The 14,530-nt window shown below is 46.3% G+C and carries 25 protein-coding genes; all 25 read right to left on the bottom strand.

The features are described 5' to 3' along the window. Positions 1-88: 88 nt before the first annotated feature. The 25 genes from rpmJ to rnr all read right to left on the bottom strand — a co-directional run bounded on the left by rpmJ (position 89) and on the right by rnr (position 14,417). Positions 89-202 carry a 50S ribosomal protein L36 gene (gene rpmJ / locus U9J37_RS12900; RefSeq protein WP_000868186.1) on the bottom strand — a complete coding sequence of 38 codons (114 nt, stop codon included), beginning with the start codon at positions 200-202 and terminating at the stop codon, positions 89-91. 38 nt (positions 203-240) lie between these two features. Continuing rightward, a complete protein-coding gene (gene secY / locus U9J37_RS12895; protein ID WP_008072356.1) occupies positions 241-1,575 on the bottom strand; it encodes a preprotein translocase subunit SecY in 1,335 nt (444 codons plus the stop codon). 20 nt (positions 1,576-1,595) lie between these two features. Then, the gene (gene rplO / locus U9J37_RS12890; RefSeq protein WP_004410426.1) at positions 1,596-2,030 is read right to left on the bottom strand and encodes a 50S ribosomal protein L15; all 435 of its coding nucleotides are present in this window, start codon (positions 2,028-2,030) and stop codon (positions 1,596-1,598) included. 5 nt (positions 2,031-2,035) lie between these two features. Next, a complete protein-coding gene (gene rpmD / locus U9J37_RS12885; RefSeq protein WP_004410429.1) occupies positions 2,036-2,212 on the bottom strand; it encodes a 50S ribosomal protein L30 in 177 nt (58 codons plus the stop codon). Positions 2,213-2,219: 7 nt separating this feature from the next. Further along, entirely contained in the window at positions 2,220-2,723 is a 504-nt protein-coding gene (gene rpsE / locus U9J37_RS12880) for a 30S ribosomal protein S5 (protein ID WP_004745894.1), read from the bottom strand. A 14-nt stretch (positions 2,724-2,737) separates the two neighbouring features. After that, complete coding sequence (gene rplR, locus U9J37_RS12875) at positions 2,738-3,091, bottom strand: 50S ribosomal protein L18 (RefSeq protein ID WP_004410436.1); 354 nt, start codon at positions 3,089-3,091, stop codon at positions 2,738-2,740. Positions 3,092-3,100: 9 nt separating this feature from the next. Then, positions 3,101-3,634 (bottom strand): 50S ribosomal protein L6, encoded by a 534-nt coding sequence (gene rplF / locus U9J37_RS12870; RefSeq protein ID WP_005476994.1) that lies wholly within the window; start codon positions 3,632-3,634, stop codon positions 3,101-3,103. A gap of 12 nt (positions 3,635-3,646) precedes the next feature. Further along, positions 3,647-4,039, bottom strand: a complete 393-nt coding sequence (rpsH, locus tag U9J37_RS12865; protein WP_005476983.1) for a 30S ribosomal protein S8 — start codon at positions 4,037-4,039, stop codon at positions 3,647-3,649. A gap of 29 nt (positions 4,040-4,068) precedes the next feature. Next, positions 4,069-4,374 (bottom strand): 30S ribosomal protein S14, encoded by a 306-nt coding sequence (gene rpsN, locus U9J37_RS12860; RefSeq protein WP_004410442.1) that lies wholly within the window; start codon positions 4,372-4,374, stop codon positions 4,069-4,071. 17 nt (positions 4,375-4,391) lie between these two features. Further along, on the bottom strand, positions 4,392-4,931 hold the full coding sequence (gene rplE / locus U9J37_RS12855) for a 50S ribosomal protein L5 (protein WP_038139307.1): 540 nt from the start codon (positions 4,929-4,931) through the stop codon (positions 4,392-4,394). A 24-nt stretch (positions 4,932-4,955) separates the two neighbouring features. Continuing rightward, positions 4,956-5,273, bottom strand: a complete 318-nt coding sequence (gene rplX / locus U9J37_RS12850; RefSeq protein WP_005476984.1) for a 50S ribosomal protein L24 — start codon at positions 5,271-5,273, stop codon at positions 4,956-4,958. Between the two features lie 12 nt (positions 5,274-5,285). Then, entirely contained in the window at positions 5,286-5,657 is a 372-nt protein-coding gene (gene rplN, locus U9J37_RS12845) for a 50S ribosomal protein L14 (protein WP_004410450.1), read from the bottom strand. Between the two features lie 166 nt (positions 5,658-5,823). Then, positions 5,824-6,078, bottom strand: coding sequence for a 30S ribosomal protein S17 (gene rpsQ / locus U9J37_RS12840; protein WP_008072333.1), 255 nt, complete (start codon positions 6,076-6,078; stop codon positions 5,824-5,826). Beyond that, a complete protein-coding gene (gene rpmC, locus U9J37_RS12835) occupies positions 6,078-6,269 on the bottom strand; it encodes a 50S ribosomal protein L29 (protein ID WP_004410456.1) in 192 nt (63 codons plus the stop codon). Before rpmC ends, rpsQ begins: the two co-directional genes overlap by 1 nt. Beyond that, on the bottom strand, positions 6,269-6,679 hold the full coding sequence (gene rplP, locus U9J37_RS12830) for a 50S ribosomal protein L16 (RefSeq protein ID WP_005379577.1): 411 nt from the start codon (positions 6,677-6,679) through the stop codon (positions 6,269-6,271). The genes rpmC and rplP overlap by 1 nt, the downstream gene beginning before the upstream one ends. Before the next feature lie 11 nt (positions 6,680-6,690). Beyond that, on the bottom strand, positions 6,691-7,389 hold the full coding sequence (gene rpsC, locus U9J37_RS12825; RefSeq protein WP_005471060.1) for a 30S ribosomal protein S3: 699 nt from the start codon (positions 7,387-7,389) through the stop codon (positions 6,691-6,693). A 19-nt stretch (positions 7,390-7,408) separates the two neighbouring features. Continuing rightward, positions 7,409-7,741 carry a 50S ribosomal protein L22 gene (gene rplV / locus U9J37_RS12820; protein WP_004410462.1) on the bottom strand — a complete coding sequence of 111 codons (333 nt, stop codon included), beginning with the start codon at positions 7,739-7,741 and terminating at the stop codon, positions 7,409-7,411. Between the two features lie 10 nt (positions 7,742-7,751). Further along, positions 7,752-8,030 carry a 30S ribosomal protein S19 gene (gene rpsS / locus U9J37_RS12815; RefSeq protein WP_004745876.1) on the bottom strand — a complete coding sequence of 93 codons (279 nt, stop codon included), beginning with the start codon at positions 8,028-8,030 and terminating at the stop codon, positions 7,752-7,754. Between the two features lie 21 nt (positions 8,031-8,051). Beyond that, positions 8,052-8,876 (bottom strand): 50S ribosomal protein L2, encoded by an 825-nt coding sequence (gene rplB, locus U9J37_RS12810; protein ID WP_038139298.1) that lies wholly within the window; start codon positions 8,874-8,876, stop codon positions 8,052-8,054. Between the two features lie 16 nt (positions 8,877-8,892). Then, positions 8,893-9,195 (bottom strand): 50S ribosomal protein L23, encoded by a 303-nt coding sequence (gene rplW, locus U9J37_RS12805; RefSeq protein ID WP_004398471.1) that lies wholly within the window; start codon positions 9,193-9,195, stop codon positions 8,893-8,895. Beyond that, positions 9,192-9,794: a 50S ribosomal protein L4 gene (gene rplD, locus U9J37_RS12800; RefSeq protein WP_005435074.1), complete on the bottom strand. Its 603-nt coding sequence runs from the start codon at positions 9,792-9,794 to the stop codon at positions 9,192-9,194. Before rplD ends, rplW begins: the two co-directional genes overlap by 4 nt. Before the next feature lie 17 nt (positions 9,795-9,811). Beyond that, on the bottom strand, positions 9,812-10,441 hold the full coding sequence (gene rplC / locus U9J37_RS12795) for a 50S ribosomal protein L3 (protein WP_005470867.1): 630 nt from the start codon (positions 10,439-10,441) through the stop codon (positions 9,812-9,814). Positions 10,442-10,455: 14 nt separating this feature from the next. Then, positions 10,456-10,767, bottom strand: a complete 312-nt coding sequence (rpsJ, locus tag U9J37_RS12790) for a 30S ribosomal protein S10 (RefSeq protein WP_004410492.1) — start codon at positions 10,765-10,767, stop codon at positions 10,456-10,458. A 428-nt stretch (positions 10,768-11,195) separates the two neighbouring features. Continuing rightward, positions 11,196-11,933, bottom strand: a complete 738-nt coding sequence (gene rlmB / locus U9J37_RS12785; protein WP_005471156.1) for a 23S rRNA (guanosine(2251)-2'-O)-methyltransferase RlmB — start codon at positions 11,931-11,933, stop codon at positions 11,196-11,198. A gap of 24 nt (positions 11,934-11,957) precedes the next feature. Next, entirely contained in the window at positions 11,958-14,417 is a 2,460-nt protein-coding gene (gene rnr / locus U9J37_RS12780) for a ribonuclease R (protein ID WP_005470959.1), read from the bottom strand. Between the last annotated feature and the right edge of the window lie 113 nt (positions 14,418-14,530).

Raw genomic sequence — 14,530 nt, 5'->3', positions numbered from 1 at the left:
TGCGGAATACTACTTCTTTTGCACGCAAAAGGTAGGCCGAGGAATATACTCGACACTACCTTATATTTCAAGTAAAAATTTCTGCTGATTAGCCTTGGCGCTGCTTGTGCTTTGGCTCACTGCAAATCACGCGAACGACACCGTTACGCTTGATAACTTTACAGTTACGGCAGATTTTTTTAACGGAAGCACGAACTTTCATTGCTAAACTCCGTAATTGAAACTGAAGCCACCGCCGGGTTAACGGCCGTAACCTTTCAGATTCGCTTTCTTCAACACAGAATCATACTGTTGGGACATCATATGAGTCTGTACCTGTGCCATAAAGTCCATGATTACAACGACTACGATTAGTAGTGATGTACCGCCGAAGTAGAAACGTACGTTCCACGCGACCATCATAAACTCTGGAATCAGACAGATAAAGGTAATGTACAGTGCACCAGCAAGGGTTAGACGTGTCATTACTTTATCAATGTACTTAGCTGTCTGCTCACCTGGGCGGATACCGGGTACGAATGCACCAGACTTCTTCAAGTTATCTGCTGTTTCACGCGGGTTGAATACCAACGCCGTGTAGAAGAAACAGAAGAAAATAATCGCTGCTGCATAAAGCATTACATACAGAGGTTGACCTGGGCTAAGAGCCAAAGACACGTCAGTTAACCAACCGAACGCGCTGCTCTCACCGTTCTGACCAAACCACTGAGCCAGTGTTCCTGGGAACAGGATAATGCTTGATGCGAAGATTGCCGGAATAACACCTGCCATATTAATTTTAAGTGGCAAGTGAGTGCTTTGCGCAGCAAATACTTTGCGACCTTGTTGACGCTTCGCGTAGTTAACAACGATACGACGTTGACCACGTTCCATGAAAACAACAAAGTAAATAACTGCGAATGCTAGTACAGCAATCAACAGCAGAAGAAGTACATGCAATTCACCTTGACGCGCTTGCTCGATTGTTTGACCGATTGCCGAAGGCAATCCAGCAACAATACCTGCAAAAATTAGCAACGAAATACCGTTACCAATTCCACGCTCTGTAATTTGTTCACCTAACCACATTAGGAACATGGTGCCGGTTACTAAACTTACGGTAGCAATTAGCGTAAACATGGTTTGGTTGATAACAACCAGATTATCGACCATGTTTGGTAAGCCTGTTGCAATACCAATAGCTTGGAATGTTGCAAGTACAAGCGTGCCGTAGCGTGTATATTGGCTGATCTTACGACGGCCTGCTTCACCCTCTTTTTTGAGTTCAGCTAACGCTGGATGAACTACAGTTAGCAGTTGGACAACAATAGATGCCGAAATATACGGCATGATGCCCAACGCTAATATAGATGCACGCTCAAGAGCACCACCGGAGAACATGTTAAACATTTCAACGATGGTACCTTTTTGCTGTTCGAACAAATCGGCAAGTACAGCAGCGTCAATACCAGGAATCGGCACAAATGAGCCGGCTCGGAATACTAAAAGTGCACCAATTACGAATAATAAGCGCGACTTTAGTTCACTTAAGCCGCTCTGAGCACTACGAAAATCTTGTCCTGGTTTCTTAGCCATCTGTACCTCGTTCCTCGAGATTATTCCTCGATTTTACCGCCTGCAGCTTCGATTGCAGCTTTAGCGCCTTTAGTCACACGTAGACCTTTAACAGTCACTGCTTTGTTGATCTCACCAGATAGAACAACTTTTACGAATTCGATGTTCTTAGTGATAACGTTAGCAGCTTTAAGGCTGTTTAGATCTACTACGTCACCTGTTACTTTCGCTAGCTCAGCTAGACGAACTTCAGCAGACACTAGGCTCTTACGAGAAGTGAAGCCGAATTTAGGTAGACGTTGTTTCAGAGGCATCTGACCGCCTTCAAAACCTGGACGAACTGAACCACCAGAACGTGACTTTTGACCTTTGTGGCCACGGCCACCAGTTTTACCTAGGCCAGAACCGATACCACGACCTACGCGTTTAGCAGTAGTCTTAGCACCAGCAGCTGGAGATAGAGTATTCAAACGCATTCTGATTACTCCTCAACTTTAACCATGTAGTATACCTTGTTGATCATACCGCGTACGCACGGAGTATCTTCAAGTTCTACTGTGTGGTTGATTTTACGAAGGCCTAGACCTTTAAGACACGCTTTGTGCTTAGGTAGACGACCAATTGAGCTTTTAGTTTGAGTTACTTTAATAGTTGCCATGGTGTTCTTACTCCGAAATAGATTCAACAGTTAGACCACGTTTAGCAGCAACCATTTCTGGCGACTTCATGCTACCTAGTGCATCGATCGTTGCACGAACGATGTTGATAGGGTTCGTAGAACCGTATGCTTTAGATAGTACGTTGTGTACACCAGCAACTTCTAGTACTGCACGCATCGCACCACCTGCGATAACACCCGTACCTTCTGCTGCAGGCTGCATGTAAACTTTAGAGCCCGAGTGGCGACCTTTCACTGGGTGGTGAAGAGTGCCTTCGTTTAGAGCGATCGTAGTCATGTTACGACGCGCTTTTTCCATTGCTTTTTGAATCGCTGCAGGTACTTCACGAGCTTTGCCGTAACCGAAACCTACACGACCGTTACCGTCACCAACAACTGTTAGTGCAGTGAAGCTCATGATTCGACCACCTTTAACCGTCTTAGATACACGGTTAACTGCGATTAGCTTTTCTTGCAAATCATTCGCTTGAACTTGTTGTTCTTTAGCCATCTTCCAACCCTACCTTAGAATTTCAGACCAGCTTCGCGAGCAGATTCTGCTAGCGCCGCTACTCGACCGTGGTATTGGAAACCAGAACGATCAAATGCAACTGATTCTACGCCTTTTTCAAGAGCGCGCTCAGCAACAGCTTTACCTACTGCTTTAGCTGCATCGATGTTACCAGTGTTCTTAACTTGCTCACGGATCGCTTTTTCTACAGTAGAAGCTGCTGCGATAACCTCAGAGCCGTTAGCTGCAATAACCTGAGCGTACACGTGACGAGGAGTACGGTGTACTACTAGGCGAGTTGCACCCAGTTCTGCAATCTTACGACGTGCGCGTGTAGCACGACGGATGCGAGATGCTTTCTTATCCATAGTGTTACCTTACTTCTTCTTAGCTTCTTTAGTACGCACATTTTCATCTGCGTAACGAACACCTTTACCTTTGTAAGGCTCAGGCTCACGGTAAGAACGAATGTCAGCCGCAACCTGACCAACAAGTTGTTTGTCACAACCAGTGATCACGATTTCAGTTTGGCTTGGACACTCAGCTTTAATACCCGCTGGCAACTCGTGCTCAACTGGGTGTGAGAAGCCTAGTGTTAGACCTACAGCGTTGCCTTTGATAGCAGCACGGTAACCAACACCTTTAAGAGTTAGCTTCTTAGTAAAGCCTTCAGTAACGCCAACAACCATGTTGTTAACTAGAGCGCGAGCTGTACCAGCTTGTGCCCATGCGTTTACAACACCTTCTTTAGGACCGAAAGTAAGATTGTTTTCTTCCTGAGCTACAACTACTGCGTCGTTAAGAACGCGAGATAGTTCGCCTTTAGCACCTTTTACAGTGATTTCTTGGCCGTTTAGTTTCACCTCTACGCCAGCTGGAATAGCGACAGGTGCTTTAGCAACACGAGACATTTTCTACTCCTATTACGCTACGTAAGCGATGATTTCACCACCAAGACCTGCTTTACGTGCAGCACGGTCTGACATAAGACCCTTGGAAGTTGAAACGATAGCAACACCAAGACCACCCATTACAGAAGGAAGCTCATCTTTCTTCTTGTAAACACGTAGACCTGGACGAGAAACACGTTTAAGTTGCTCGATTACTGGTTTAGCTTGGAAGTACTTAAGAGTAACTTCTAGCTCAGGTTTTGCTTCGCCTTCAACAGCGAAGTCAACGATGTAACCTTCAGCTTTTAGTAGTGCAGCGATTGCAACTTTAAGCTTTGAAGAAGGCATTTTAACAGCAACTTTGTTTGCTGCCTGACCGTTACGAACGCGGGTCAGCATATCCGAAATCGGATCTTGCATGCTCATATGATTTACTCCAAATGATTAAGTGGCAATTACCAGCTAGCCTTACGAAGTCCAGGAATCTCGCCTTTCATGCAAGCTTCGCGAACTTTGATACGGCTTAGACCGAACTTACGTAGGTAACCGTGTGGACGACCAGTTTGGTTACAACGGTTGCGCTGACGTGATGCACTTGAATCACGTGGAAGAGATTGCAGTGTAAGAACTGCGTTCCAACGATCTTCTTCAGATGCGTTTACATCGCTGATGATAGCTTTTAGCGCAGCACGCTTTTCAGCGAACTTAGCTACTAGCTTCGCACGTTTTGCTTCACGTGCTTTCATTGAATTTTTAGCCATAACAGTAACCCTTCACCTTACTTACGGAATGGGAAGTTAAAGGCAGCCAGCAGAGCACGGCCTTCCTCATCAGTACCAGCAGACGTCGTAATAGTGATGTCTAGACCGCGTACTTTATCAACTTTATCAAAGTCGATTTCCGGGAAGATGATTTGCTCGCGAACGCCCATGCTGTAGTTACCGCGTCCGTCAAAAGACTTAGCGCTAACACCACGGAAGTCACGTACTCGTGGAAGAGCGATGTTAATCAAACGCTCAAGAAAATCCCACATACGTTCGCCACGCAAGGTTACTTTACAACCGATAGGGTAGCCTTCACGGATTTTGAAACCAGCAACAGATTTGCGAGCTTTAGTGATAAGTGGCTTTTGACCAGAGATCGTTGCCATATCAGCAGCTGCGTTTTCTAGCAGTTTCTTATCGTTGATTGCTTCACCAACACCCATGTTTAGGGTGATTTTCTCGATTCTAGGGACTTGCATGACGCTTGTGTAGCTGAACTCTTTGGTCAGTTCAGCGACTACAGACGACTTGTAGTAATCATGCAGTTTCGCCATAGTAGAACTCCAAATTACTTTCTATTAGTTAGAAACAGTTTCGCCGTTAGACTTGAAGAAACGAACTTTCTTGCCATCTTCAAAACGGAAACCGATACGGTCAGCTTTACCAGTAGCTGCGTTGAAAAGCGCCACGTTAGAAACGTCAATAGCTGCTTCCTGCTCAACGATACCGCCTTGGATACCTAGAGCTGGAACAGGTTTTTGGTGTTTCTTAACTAGGTTGATACCTTCAACGATAACTTTACCAGTTGCTAGAACCTTAGTTACTTTACCTTTCTTGCCTTTATCTTTACCAGCAAGAACGATTACTTCGTCATTACGACGGATTTTAGCTGCCATCTTACGTGCTCCTTACAGAACTTCTGGAGCCAGTGAAACGATCTTCATGAACTTATCGCCACGAAGTTCGCGTGTCACAGGACCAAAGATACGTGTACCGATTGGTTGCTCAGTGTTGTCGTTCAACAATACGCAAGCATTACGGTCGAAGCGAATGACAGAACCGTCTGGACGACGTACGCCTTTACGGGTGCGAACTACCACCGCCTTCAGAACGTCACCTTTCTTAACTTTACCGCGAGGAATTGCTTCCTTAACAGTAACTTTGATGACGTCACCGATATGTGCATAACGGCGGTGAGAGCCACCCAGAACCTTAATACACATTACGCTGCGAGCGCCTGAGTTATCAGCTGCGTCCAGCATACTTTGCATTTGGATCATGTTAGTGCTCCGCTAAATATATAAAAAAACTAGACCCTCACGGGTCGGGCTGCCTCTTTAAAAGGGACGCGAATTGTACCACCCTTTTTTTCAATTGGGTAGTCAAAAAATAAACGGCCCCAAAAATATTTTTGGAGCCGTTTAGTTTCATAGAATTAGCTAAAGATTAACCTTTCGCTTTTTCTAGAACTTTTACCAAAGTCCAAGACTTAGTCTTAGACATTGGACGACACTCTGCGATTTCAACGCTGTCGCCTAGGCCACATTCGTTGTTCTCGTCATGTGCGTGTACTTTAGTCGTGCGCTTTACGTATTTACCGTAAATTGGGTGTTTAACCATGCGCTCGATAGCAACTACGATAGACTTGTCCATCTTGTCGCTAACAACACGACCTTGTTGAGTACGTTTTACTTCGCTCATTATGCGCCTGCCTTCTCAGTCAAAACAGTTTTCACACGTGCGATATCACGGCGTACAGCTTTCAGAGTATGAGTTTGCTGTAGCTGACCAGTTGCAGCTTGCATGCGCAAGTTGAACTGTTCGCGTAGCAAATTCAATAGCTCAGCGTTAAGCTCTTCAACGCTTTTCTCGCGTAGATCTTGTGCTTTCATCACATCACCTGCTTAGTTACAAATGTAGTCTTGAATGGCAGTTTACGAGCCGCTAGGCGGAACGCTTCACGTGCCAATTCTTCAGGTACACCACCCATTTCGTACATAACCTTACCAGGTTGGATTTGGGCTACCCAGTACTCAACGTTACCTTTACCCTTACCTTGACGAACTTCTAGTGGTTTTTCTGTGATAGGCTTGTCTGGGAATACACGAATCCAGATTTTACCTTGACGCTTAACGTGACGTGTCATTGCACGACGTGCCGCTTCGATTTGACGAGCAGTTAGACGACCACGGCCAACAGCTTTAAGACCGAATTCGCCGAAGCTTACATCAGTACCCTTAGCTAGACCACGGTTACGACCTGTCTGAACCTTACGGAACTTAGTACGTTTAGGTTGTAGCATCTGTCGACTCCTTACTTACGGCCTTTACGCTGCTTCTTAGGCTTGTCGCCTTTAGGCTCTACAGCGTTAGCTGCTGGCATACCGCCTAGAATCTCACCTTTGAAGATCCAAACTTTAATGCCGATCACACCGTATTGAGTGTGAGCCGAAGAAGTTGCGTAATCAATGTCAGCACGAAGAGTGTGTAGAGGCACACGGCCTTCACGGTACCACTCAGAACGTGCAATTTCAGCGCCGCCTAGACGACCGCTTACTTCTACTTTGATACCTTTAGCGCCTAGACGCATTGCGTTTTGTACCGCGCGCTTCATAGCACGACGGAACATAACACGACGCTCTAGCTGAGACGCGATGCTATCACCTACAAGCTGTGCATCTAGCTCAGGCTTACGTACTTCAGCGATGTTGATTTGCGCTGGTACACCTGCGATTTTAGCTACAGCTGCGCGAAGTTTTTCTACGTCTTCACCTTTCTTACCGATTACTACGCCAGGACGAGCAGTGTGAATAGTCACACGGATGCTCTTAGCTGGACGCTCGATAACGATGCGTGATAGTGACGCTTTTTTCAGTTCACTTGTAAGGAACTGACGTACCTTGAAGTCGCCGTCTAGGTTGTCAGCGAAATCTTTGGTGTTAGCAAACCATGTAGCATTCCAAGGCTTAACGATGCCTAGACGAATACCATTAGGATGTACTTTTTGACCCATTGCTTACTCTCCTAGTCTCTTAGCGATCTGCTACAACAACAGTGATGTGGCTTGAACGCTTCAAGATACGATCCGCACGACCTTTAGCACGAGGCATAATACGCTTCATGATCGGGCCTTCATCTACGAAGATTTTTGCGACATTTAGATCGTCAATATCTGCGCCTTCGTTGTGCTCCGCGTTAGCGATAGCTGACTCAAGAACTTTCTTGATTAGCTCAGCAGCTTTTTTGTTGCTGAACGTTAGAATTTCTAGAGCCTGGTCTACAGATTTACCACGAATTTGATCCGCAACTAAGCGAGCTTTCTGAGGCGAAATGCGAGCAAAGTTATGTTTAGCTAGTGCTTCCATCATCTACTCCTTAACGCTTCTTCGCTTTCTTATCCACGACGTGGCCGCGGTAAGTACGAGTTGGTGCAAATTCACCCAGTTTGTGACCGATCATTTCTTCAGTAACGAAAACTGGTACGTGCTGACGACCATTATGGACAGCGATGGTCAAACCGATCATCGTAGGGATGATCATTGAACGACGGGACCAAGTCTTAATAGGCTTTTTGTCTCCGCTTTCCACCGCTTTCTCTACCTTCTTCAGCAAGTGTAGGTCAATAAATGGACCTTTCTTGAGAGAACGTGGCATGGCGATTCCTCTTTATATAGATTACTTGTTACGACGACGTACGATGTACTTGTCAGTGCGTTTGTTCTTACGAGTCTTGAAGCCTTTAGTTGGCTGACCCCATGGTGAAACTGGGTGACGACCACCAGAAGTACGACCTTCACCACCACCGTGTGGGTGGTCTACTGGGTTCATTACCACACCGCGAACGGTTGGACGAACACCGCGCCAGCGGTTAGCACCAGCTTTACCAAGTTCACGTAGCATGTGCTCAGAGTTACCAACTTCACCGATTGTTGCACGGCCTTCAGAAAGTACTTTGCGCATTTCACCAGAACGTAGACGGATAGTTACGTATGCACCGTCGCGAGCAACGATTTGAGCATAAGCACCAGCCGAACGAGCTAGCTGACCACCTTTACCAGGTTTTAGTTCAACGTTATGTACAGTTGAACCTACTGGGATGTTACGCATTGGTAGAGCGTTACCAGCTTTGATTGGTGCATCAACACCAGACTGGATAGCATCACCAGCTTGAACACCTTTAGGTGCTAGGATGTAACGACGCTCACCGTCTGCGTACAGAACTAGAGCGATGTTAGCGCTACGGTTTGGATCGTATTCTAGACGCTCAACTTTCGCTGGGATACCGTCTTTAGTACGTTTGAAGTCAATTACACGGTAGTGGTGCTTGTGACCACCGCCGATGTGACGTACTGTGATACGACCGTTGTTGTTACGACCACCGTTCTTAGAGTTTTTCTCTAGAAGAGGTGCGTATGGCTTGCCCTTGTGTAGGTCAGCGTTAACAACTTTAACAACGTGACGACGACCAGGGGAAGTCGGCTTACATTTAACAATAGCCATTGTTCAACTACTCCTGTTATTCCGCGCCGCCAACAAAGTCAAGATCTTGACCTTCTTTCAAAGTAACGTACGCTTTCTTAACGTCGCTGCGGCGACCTTGGCGTAGACCTTGACGTTTGGTCTTACCCTTAGTGATAAGAGTATTTACAGACTTAACTTCAACTTCAAAAAGCTTCTCTACAGCAGCTTTGATCTCTTTCTTAGTTGCATCTTTTGCTACTTTGAAAACGATAGTGTTCGCTTTCTCAGCTGCCATAGTTGCTTTTTCAGAGATGTGCGGTGCACGTAGAACTTTTAGGATACGCTCTTCAGTGATCATGCTAGCATCTCCTCAACTTGCTTAACTGCTTCAGCAGTCATTACAACTTTGTCGAACGCGATTAGTGAAACTGGGTCGATACCAGCAACGTCACGTGCGTCAACTTTGTATAGGTTACGAGCAGCTAGGAATAGATTCTCATCTACTTCGCTAGTCACGATTAGAGCGTCAGTTAGCTCAAGCTCTTTAAGCTTAGCAACTAGCTCTTTAGTCTTTGGCGCTTCAACTGAGAAGTTATCAACAACGATTAGACGCTCTTGACGAACTAGCTCAGAAAGAATGCTCTTCATAGCACCACGGTACATTTTTTTGTTTACTTTTTGGCTGTGATCTTGTGGTTTCGCAGCAAAAGTAACACCACCTGTACGCCAGATTGGGCTACGGATTGTACCAGCGCGTGCGCGACCAGTACCTTTTTGACGCCATGGCTTAGCGCCACCGCCAGATACTTCTGAACGTGTTTTCTGAGCACGTGTACCTTGACGAGCACCTGCTGCAAATGCAACAACTACTTGGTGTACAAGAGCTTCGTTAAACTCACGTCCGAAAGTAGTTTCGGAAACAGTTAGTGCATCAGCACCTTTAACCATTAGTTCCATTACTTACTCCTGAGACGTTATGCTTTAACAGCTGGTTTAACGATCACGTTTCCGCCAGTTGCGCCTGGGACTGCACCTTTGATAAGAAGCAGGTTGCGCTCAGCGTCAACACGTACGATCTCTAGGTTTTGAGTCGTTACACGCTCAGCACCCATGTGACCTGCCATTTTCTTGCCTTTAAATACGCGACCTGGAGTCTGACATTGACCGATAGAACCAGGAGCACGGTGAGACAATGAGTTACCGTGAGTAGCATCTTGAGTGCGGAAGTTCCAACGCTTAACAGCGCCTTGGAAACCTTTACCTTTAGAAGTACCAGTAACGTCTACTTTCTTAGTTTCGTTGAATAGTTCAACTGTTAGCTCAGCGCCAACTGCGAACTCTTCACCGTTTTCCAAACGGAATTCCCAAAGACCACGACCAGCTTCAACACCAGCTTTAGCAAAGTGACCTGCTTCTGGCTTTGATACGCGGTTAGCTTTCTTAGCACCAGTAGTAACCTGGATTGCTGCGTAGCCATCTGTCTCAAGAGTTTTCACTTGAGAAACACGGTTAGCTTCAACCTCAACAACAGTTACTGGGATAGAAACGCCTTCTTCAGTAAATACGCGGGTCATGCCCACTTTACGACCGATTAGACCAATCATTCTTCTAATCTCCCTTAACCTAGGCTAATTTGAACGTCAACGCCCGCAGCAAGGTCTAGACGCATTAGAGCATCAACAGTTTTGTCTGTTGGCTCAACGATGTCGATTAGACGCTTGTGAGTACGGATTTCGTACTGGTCACGTGCTTTCTTGTTAACGTGTGGAGAGATAAGAACTGTGAAACGCTCTTTACGAGTAGGTAGTGGGATTGGACCACGAACCTGTGCGCCAGTGCGCTTAGCTGTTTCAACGATTTCCGCTGTAGAAGCGTCGATTAGTTTGTAATCGAAAGCTTTTAGGCGGATACGGATACGTTGGTTCTGCATGAGACAGAGCTCCAATATTAAAAATTACACAAACAATATCGCCACTCAGACTCGTCAAGACGAGAGAATGCCGATTGATTTATGTGAAACCGTAGCATCCAAGATTAGGACGCATTGTCAGTTAATTTTCGATTAACTATCCCTACATACCAGAGTCACCTCTGGGGATAGTTTTTCCGAAGAAAAGATAGCTAATTGTATTAACCGCGAACATAAGCTGAGTCTACATTACCCGATAAATCGGCTCCTCGGCGCTCATTGGTTCACAACTGGCTTAACCAGTGCGACGCATTATACAGATCACAGTTTCACATGCAAGCCCTGTTTGAAAAATAAACGAGAAAGATGCCAAGGAGGTTTTAGCAGCGCATTGATTAAAAAAGAGCAGACTGAATCAACAATCTGCTCTTTAGAATGTTGCCAATAGCTTAAGCTAAACGCTGACGCACTGCCTCAAATAAACATACCCCAGATGCTACTGAAACATTAAGGCTAGATACGCTACCTGCCATCGGGATCTTGATTAAGTCATCACAGGTTTCACGGGTTAGACGACGCATACCATCTCCTTCAGCGCCCATTACAATAGCCAAAGAGCCTGTCAGTTTAGCTTGGTATATATCCTGAGTCGCTTCACCAGCAGTACCGACAAACCAAATGCCCTGTTCTTGAAGCGCTCGCATGGTGCGCGCTAGATTAGTCACGCGAACTAGTGGTACCGTTTCAGCCGCACCACATGCCACTTTACTCACTGTTGCCGTAATATTCGCTGACTTATCTTTTGGTACGATTACCGCAGCAACACCTGCAGCATCCGCATTACGTAAACAAGCACCAAGGTTATGTGGATCTGTTACGCCATCAAGAACCAACAATAGTGGTGACTCATGTTTAGCAAGTATATCGTCTAAGTCGTTTTCATTAAGCTGCTTGGCCGGTTTCACTCGCGCCATAATGCCTTGGTGGTTCGCACCACGTGCTTTGTCATCGAGCGTCTTGCGCGTCATTTGCTGAATCGACACTCCACACACTTGGAGTTCATTCAAAATCGGCATCAAGCGGTCATCTTGACGACCTTTCAGCACAAACGCTTCAATAAAGCGCTCAGGTTCACACTCTAGTACCGCTTTGACGGCGTGAATTCCGTAAATAAATTCGTTACTCATTTAAAAACCTGTTGGGTTAATTTCTTACTGTGCCGCTTTCTTCGTGCGCTTAGTTTTCTTCGGCTTAGCACCTGGCTTTTTCTTACGAGCCTTGGTGACCTTCGGCTTCTTGCCTGATTTAGATTCCGCACGCTCTGGTCGTTTCGTCGGCTCTACATCAGGGCTCGCTTTGTGCCCTGTGCCACTTTTGGTAGCTGCACGTTTTTTCTCTTTGGCTTTTCGTTTTGCCTCTGCCGCGCGCTTCTTAGCCGTCTTTCCTTCGCCGCGTAGCTTACGACTTGTTTCAACTAATTCAAAGTCAATTTGGCGATCATCGAGATTTACCGAAAGGACTTTCACTTTCACCGCATCGCCTAAACGGTAAATCGCTCCAAAACTTTCACCGATAAGCCTTTGACCAATCGGATCAAATTGATAATAGTCGTTCGCAAGTGCGGAGATGTGAACCAGTCCATCGATATGAAGGTCACTTAGGCGAACAAAGAAGCCAAATCCTGTGACGTTTGCGATCACGCCGTCCAGGTCTTCACCAACATGATCCTGCATGTATTCACATTTGAGCCAATCCGAGACTTCACGAGTGGCATCGTCTGCGCGGCGTTCGGTCATCGAACATTGCTCACCGTAGAAGTCCATATCATCAAAGGAGTAATGGTATCCACCTGTTTGCGTCCAACGGTCTTTCAGGGTGCCGTTTTCTTTGGCAATCAGATATTTGATTGCTCGATGTAACAGCAAGTCTGGATAACGGCGAATTGGCGAAGTAAAGTGCGCATATCGCTTTAACGCCAAACCAAAGTGTCCGCAGTTATCTGCGTTATAGACTGCTTGCTTCATCGAACGTAGCAGCATGGTTTGGATCAACTCTTTATCTTGACGCTCAGCAATCTGCTTAACGAGATCAGCGTAATCCGTTGGTGATGGCTCTAAACCACCATTTAAGTGCAAGCCAAGTTCACCTAAGAAATCGCGGAAACCTTGTAAACGCAGTTCACCCGGTGATTCGTGAATTCGGTACAGCGCAGGCTCCTTCGCTTTCTCAACCAATGAAGCCGAAGCGATATTGGCTAGAATCATACACTCTTCAATGATCTTGTGTGCATCATTGCGAATAACTGGTTCAATGCTGTCAATCTTACGCTCAGCATTGAAGATGAACTTAGTCTCGACCGTTTCAAACTCGATCGCACCGCGATTGTCACGTGCATGCTTGAGTACCTTGTACATGCTATGCAGTTCTTCAAGATGCGGTACCAGCTTGTGATAACGCATTCTAAGTTCTTCATCTCCTTCCAAGATGTCGTGAACCTTGTTGTAGGTCAGACGCGCGTGCGAGTTCATCACCGCTTCGTAGTGCTTGTAGCCTGAGAGTTTACCGGTGTCAGAGATGGTCATCTCACAGACCATACATAACCTATCAACTTGCGGGTTGAGTGAACATAGTCCGTTGGAAAGCACCTCTGGTAACATTGGTACAACTTGAGATGGGAAATAAACCGAGTTACCGCGATTGATCGCTTCTTTGTCGAGTGCGCTGTCTGGGCGAACATAATAGCTGACATCCGCGATAGCTACCCACAAACGCCAACCACCACTTTTCTTCTTCTCACAGAAAACGGCATCATCGAAGTCACGCGCATCTTCACCATCGATGGTGACCAACGGTAAGTCGCGAAGATCGACACGCCCTACTTTCGCCTCTTCCGGAACCTCTTCTCCCAAGCCTTCAATTTGCTTGTTAACAGCTTCTGGCCACTCATGAGGAATCTGGTGAGTACGGATTGCGATCTGCGTTTCCATCCCAGGCGCCATGTTCTCACCCAACACTTCCACTACTTTGCCCATCATGCCGCGAGAACGGGAGCCGCGATCGGTAATCTCAATCACGACGACATTGCCCATACGAGCACCCGCTCTGAGATCATTTGGAATTAGGATGTCTTGGCTGATACGTGAATCATCAGGGACAACGTATGAGTAGCCATACTCAAGAAAGAAACGCCCCACAATCTGGGTTGCTCGTTCTTCGAGAACACGAACAAGTCGCCCTTCCTTTCGTCCTCGCTTAGAGTTGTCCGTCGGTTGCACCAGTACGTAGTCACCATGGATAATGTTTTTCATCTGGTGATGAGGAAGCACAATGTCGTTATCTTTGCCAACACTGCCTTCTGGACGGACCCAACCGTGTCCATCTTTGTGACCAATCACATAGCCTTTTACCATTTCCAACTTCTCAGGCAGGGCATAGCATTGACGACGCGTGAACACGAGCTGACCGTCGCGCTCCATTGCGCGAAGACGACGACGCAAACCTTCATAGTGATCTTCACCAGACAATTTCAACGCCTCAAACAGGTCGTTGCGATTCATCGGAACACCGGCTTGGCTTAAGAATTCAAGAATGTACTCACGGCTAGGGATCGGATTTTCATAATTCTCCGATTCACGAGCTGCAAAAGGGTCATTATGGGTATTGTCTGACATAGGAAGGCCTGCTATCAATTGGAGGACTCTTTAAGTATATCTAAATCTTACGGTTACCTACAGCACAAGAACTGGCTGCACCCCAATAAATGACTAAATCTGAGCAGATAGCC

This window comes from Vibrio sp. 16 (assembly GCF_963681195.1).
GTDB lineage: Bacteria > Pseudomonadota > Gammaproteobacteria > Enterobacterales > Vibrionaceae > Vibrio > Vibrio sinaloensis_D.
Note: the sequence above shows the minus strand (reverse complement) of the source record. Positions and strands in the feature narration are given on the sequence as shown.

What these genes read in the sequence shown, in the direction of transcription:
- rpmJ (WP_000868186.1), bottom strand. Translation starts at nt 202, where the DNA reads ATGAAAGTTCGTGCTTCCGTTAAAAAAATCTGCCGTAACTGTAAAGTT.
- secY (WP_008072356.1), bottom strand. Translation starts at nt 1,575, where the DNA reads ATGGCTAAGAAACCAGGACAAGATTTTCGTAGTGCTCAGAGCGGCTTA.
- rplO (WP_004410426.1), bottom strand. Translation starts at nt 2,030, where the DNA reads ATGCGTTTGAATACTCTATCTCCAGCTGCTGGTGCTAAGACTACTGCT.
- rpmD (WP_004410429.1), bottom strand. Translation starts at nt 2,212, where the DNA reads ATGGCAACTATTAAAGTAACTCAAACTAAAAGCTCAATTGGTCGTCTA.
- rpsE (WP_004745894.1), bottom strand. Translation starts at nt 2,723, where the DNA reads ATGGCTAAAGAACAACAAGTTCAAGCGAATGATTTGCAAGAAAAGCTA.
- rplR (WP_004410436.1), bottom strand. Translation starts at nt 3,091, where the DNA reads ATGGATAAGAAAGCATCTCGCATCCGTCGTGCTACACGCGCACGTCGT.
- rplF (WP_005476994.1), bottom strand. Translation starts at nt 3,634, where the DNA reads ATGTCTCGTGTTGCTAAAGCACCTGTCGCTATTCCAGCTGGCGTAGAG.
- rpsH (WP_005476983.1), bottom strand. Translation starts at nt 4,039, where the DNA reads ATGAGCATGCAAGATCCGATTTCGGATATGCTGACCCGCGTTCGTAAC.
- rpsN (WP_004410442.1), bottom strand. Translation starts at nt 4,374, where the DNA reads ATGGCTAAAAATTCAATGAAAGCACGTGAAGCAAAACGTGCGAAGCTA.
- rplE (WP_038139307.1), bottom strand. Translation starts at nt 4,931, where the DNA reads ATGGCGAAACTGCATGATTACTACAAGTCGTCTGTAGTCGCTGAACTG.
- rplX (WP_005476984.1), bottom strand. Translation starts at nt 5,273, where the DNA reads ATGGCAGCTAAAATCCGTCGTAATGACGAAGTAATCGTTCTTGCTGGT.
- rplN (WP_004410450.1), bottom strand. Translation starts at nt 5,657, where the DNA reads ATGATCCAAATGCAAAGTATGCTGGACGCAGCTGATAACTCAGGCGCT.
- rpsQ (WP_008072333.1), bottom strand. Translation starts at nt 6,078, where the DNA reads ATGAGCGAAGTAAAACGTACTCAACAAGGTCGTGTTGTTAGCGACAAG.
- rpmC (WP_004410456.1), bottom strand. Translation starts at nt 6,269, where the DNA reads ATGAAAGCACAAGATCTACGCGAGAAAAGCGTTGAAGAGCTTAACGCT.
- rplP (WP_005379577.1), bottom strand. Translation starts at nt 6,679, where the DNA reads ATGCTACAACCTAAACGTACTAAGTTCCGTAAGGTTCAGACAGGTCGT.
- rpsC (WP_005471060.1), bottom strand. Translation starts at nt 7,389, where the DNA reads ATGGGTCAAAAAGTACATCCTAATGGTATTCGTCTAGGCATCGTTAAG.
- rplV (WP_004410462.1), bottom strand. Translation starts at nt 7,741, where the DNA reads ATGGAAGCACTAGCTAAACATAACTTTGCTCGCATTTCGCCTCAGAAA.
- rpsS (WP_004745876.1), bottom strand. Translation starts at nt 8,030, where the DNA reads ATGCCACGTTCTCTCAAGAAAGGTCCATTTATTGACCTACACTTGCTG.
- rplB (WP_038139298.1), bottom strand. Translation starts at nt 8,876, where the DNA reads ATGGCTATTGTTAAATGTAAGCCGACTTCCCCTGGTCGTCGTCACGTT.
- rplW (WP_004398471.1), bottom strand. Translation starts at nt 9,195, where the DNA reads ATGATCACTGAAGAGCGTATCCTAAAAGTTCTACGTGCACCGCACATC.
- rplD (WP_005435074.1), bottom strand. Translation starts at nt 9,794, where the DNA reads ATGGAACTAATGGTTAAAGGTGCTGATGCACTAACTGTTTCCGAAACT.
- rplC (WP_005470867.1), bottom strand. Translation starts at nt 10,441, where the DNA reads ATGATTGGTCTAATCGGTCGTAAAGTGGGCATGACCCGCGTATTTACT.
- rpsJ (WP_004410492.1), bottom strand. Translation starts at nt 10,767, where the DNA reads ATGCAGAACCAACGTATCCGTATCCGCCTAAAAGCTTTCGATTACAAA.
- rlmB (WP_005471156.1), bottom strand. Translation starts at nt 11,933, where the DNA reads ATGAGTAACGAATTTATTTACGGAATTCACGCCGTCAAAGCGGTACTA.
- rnr (WP_005470959.1), bottom strand. Translation starts at nt 14,417, where the DNA reads ATGTCAGACAATACCCATAATGACCCTTTTGCAGCTCGTGAATCGGAG.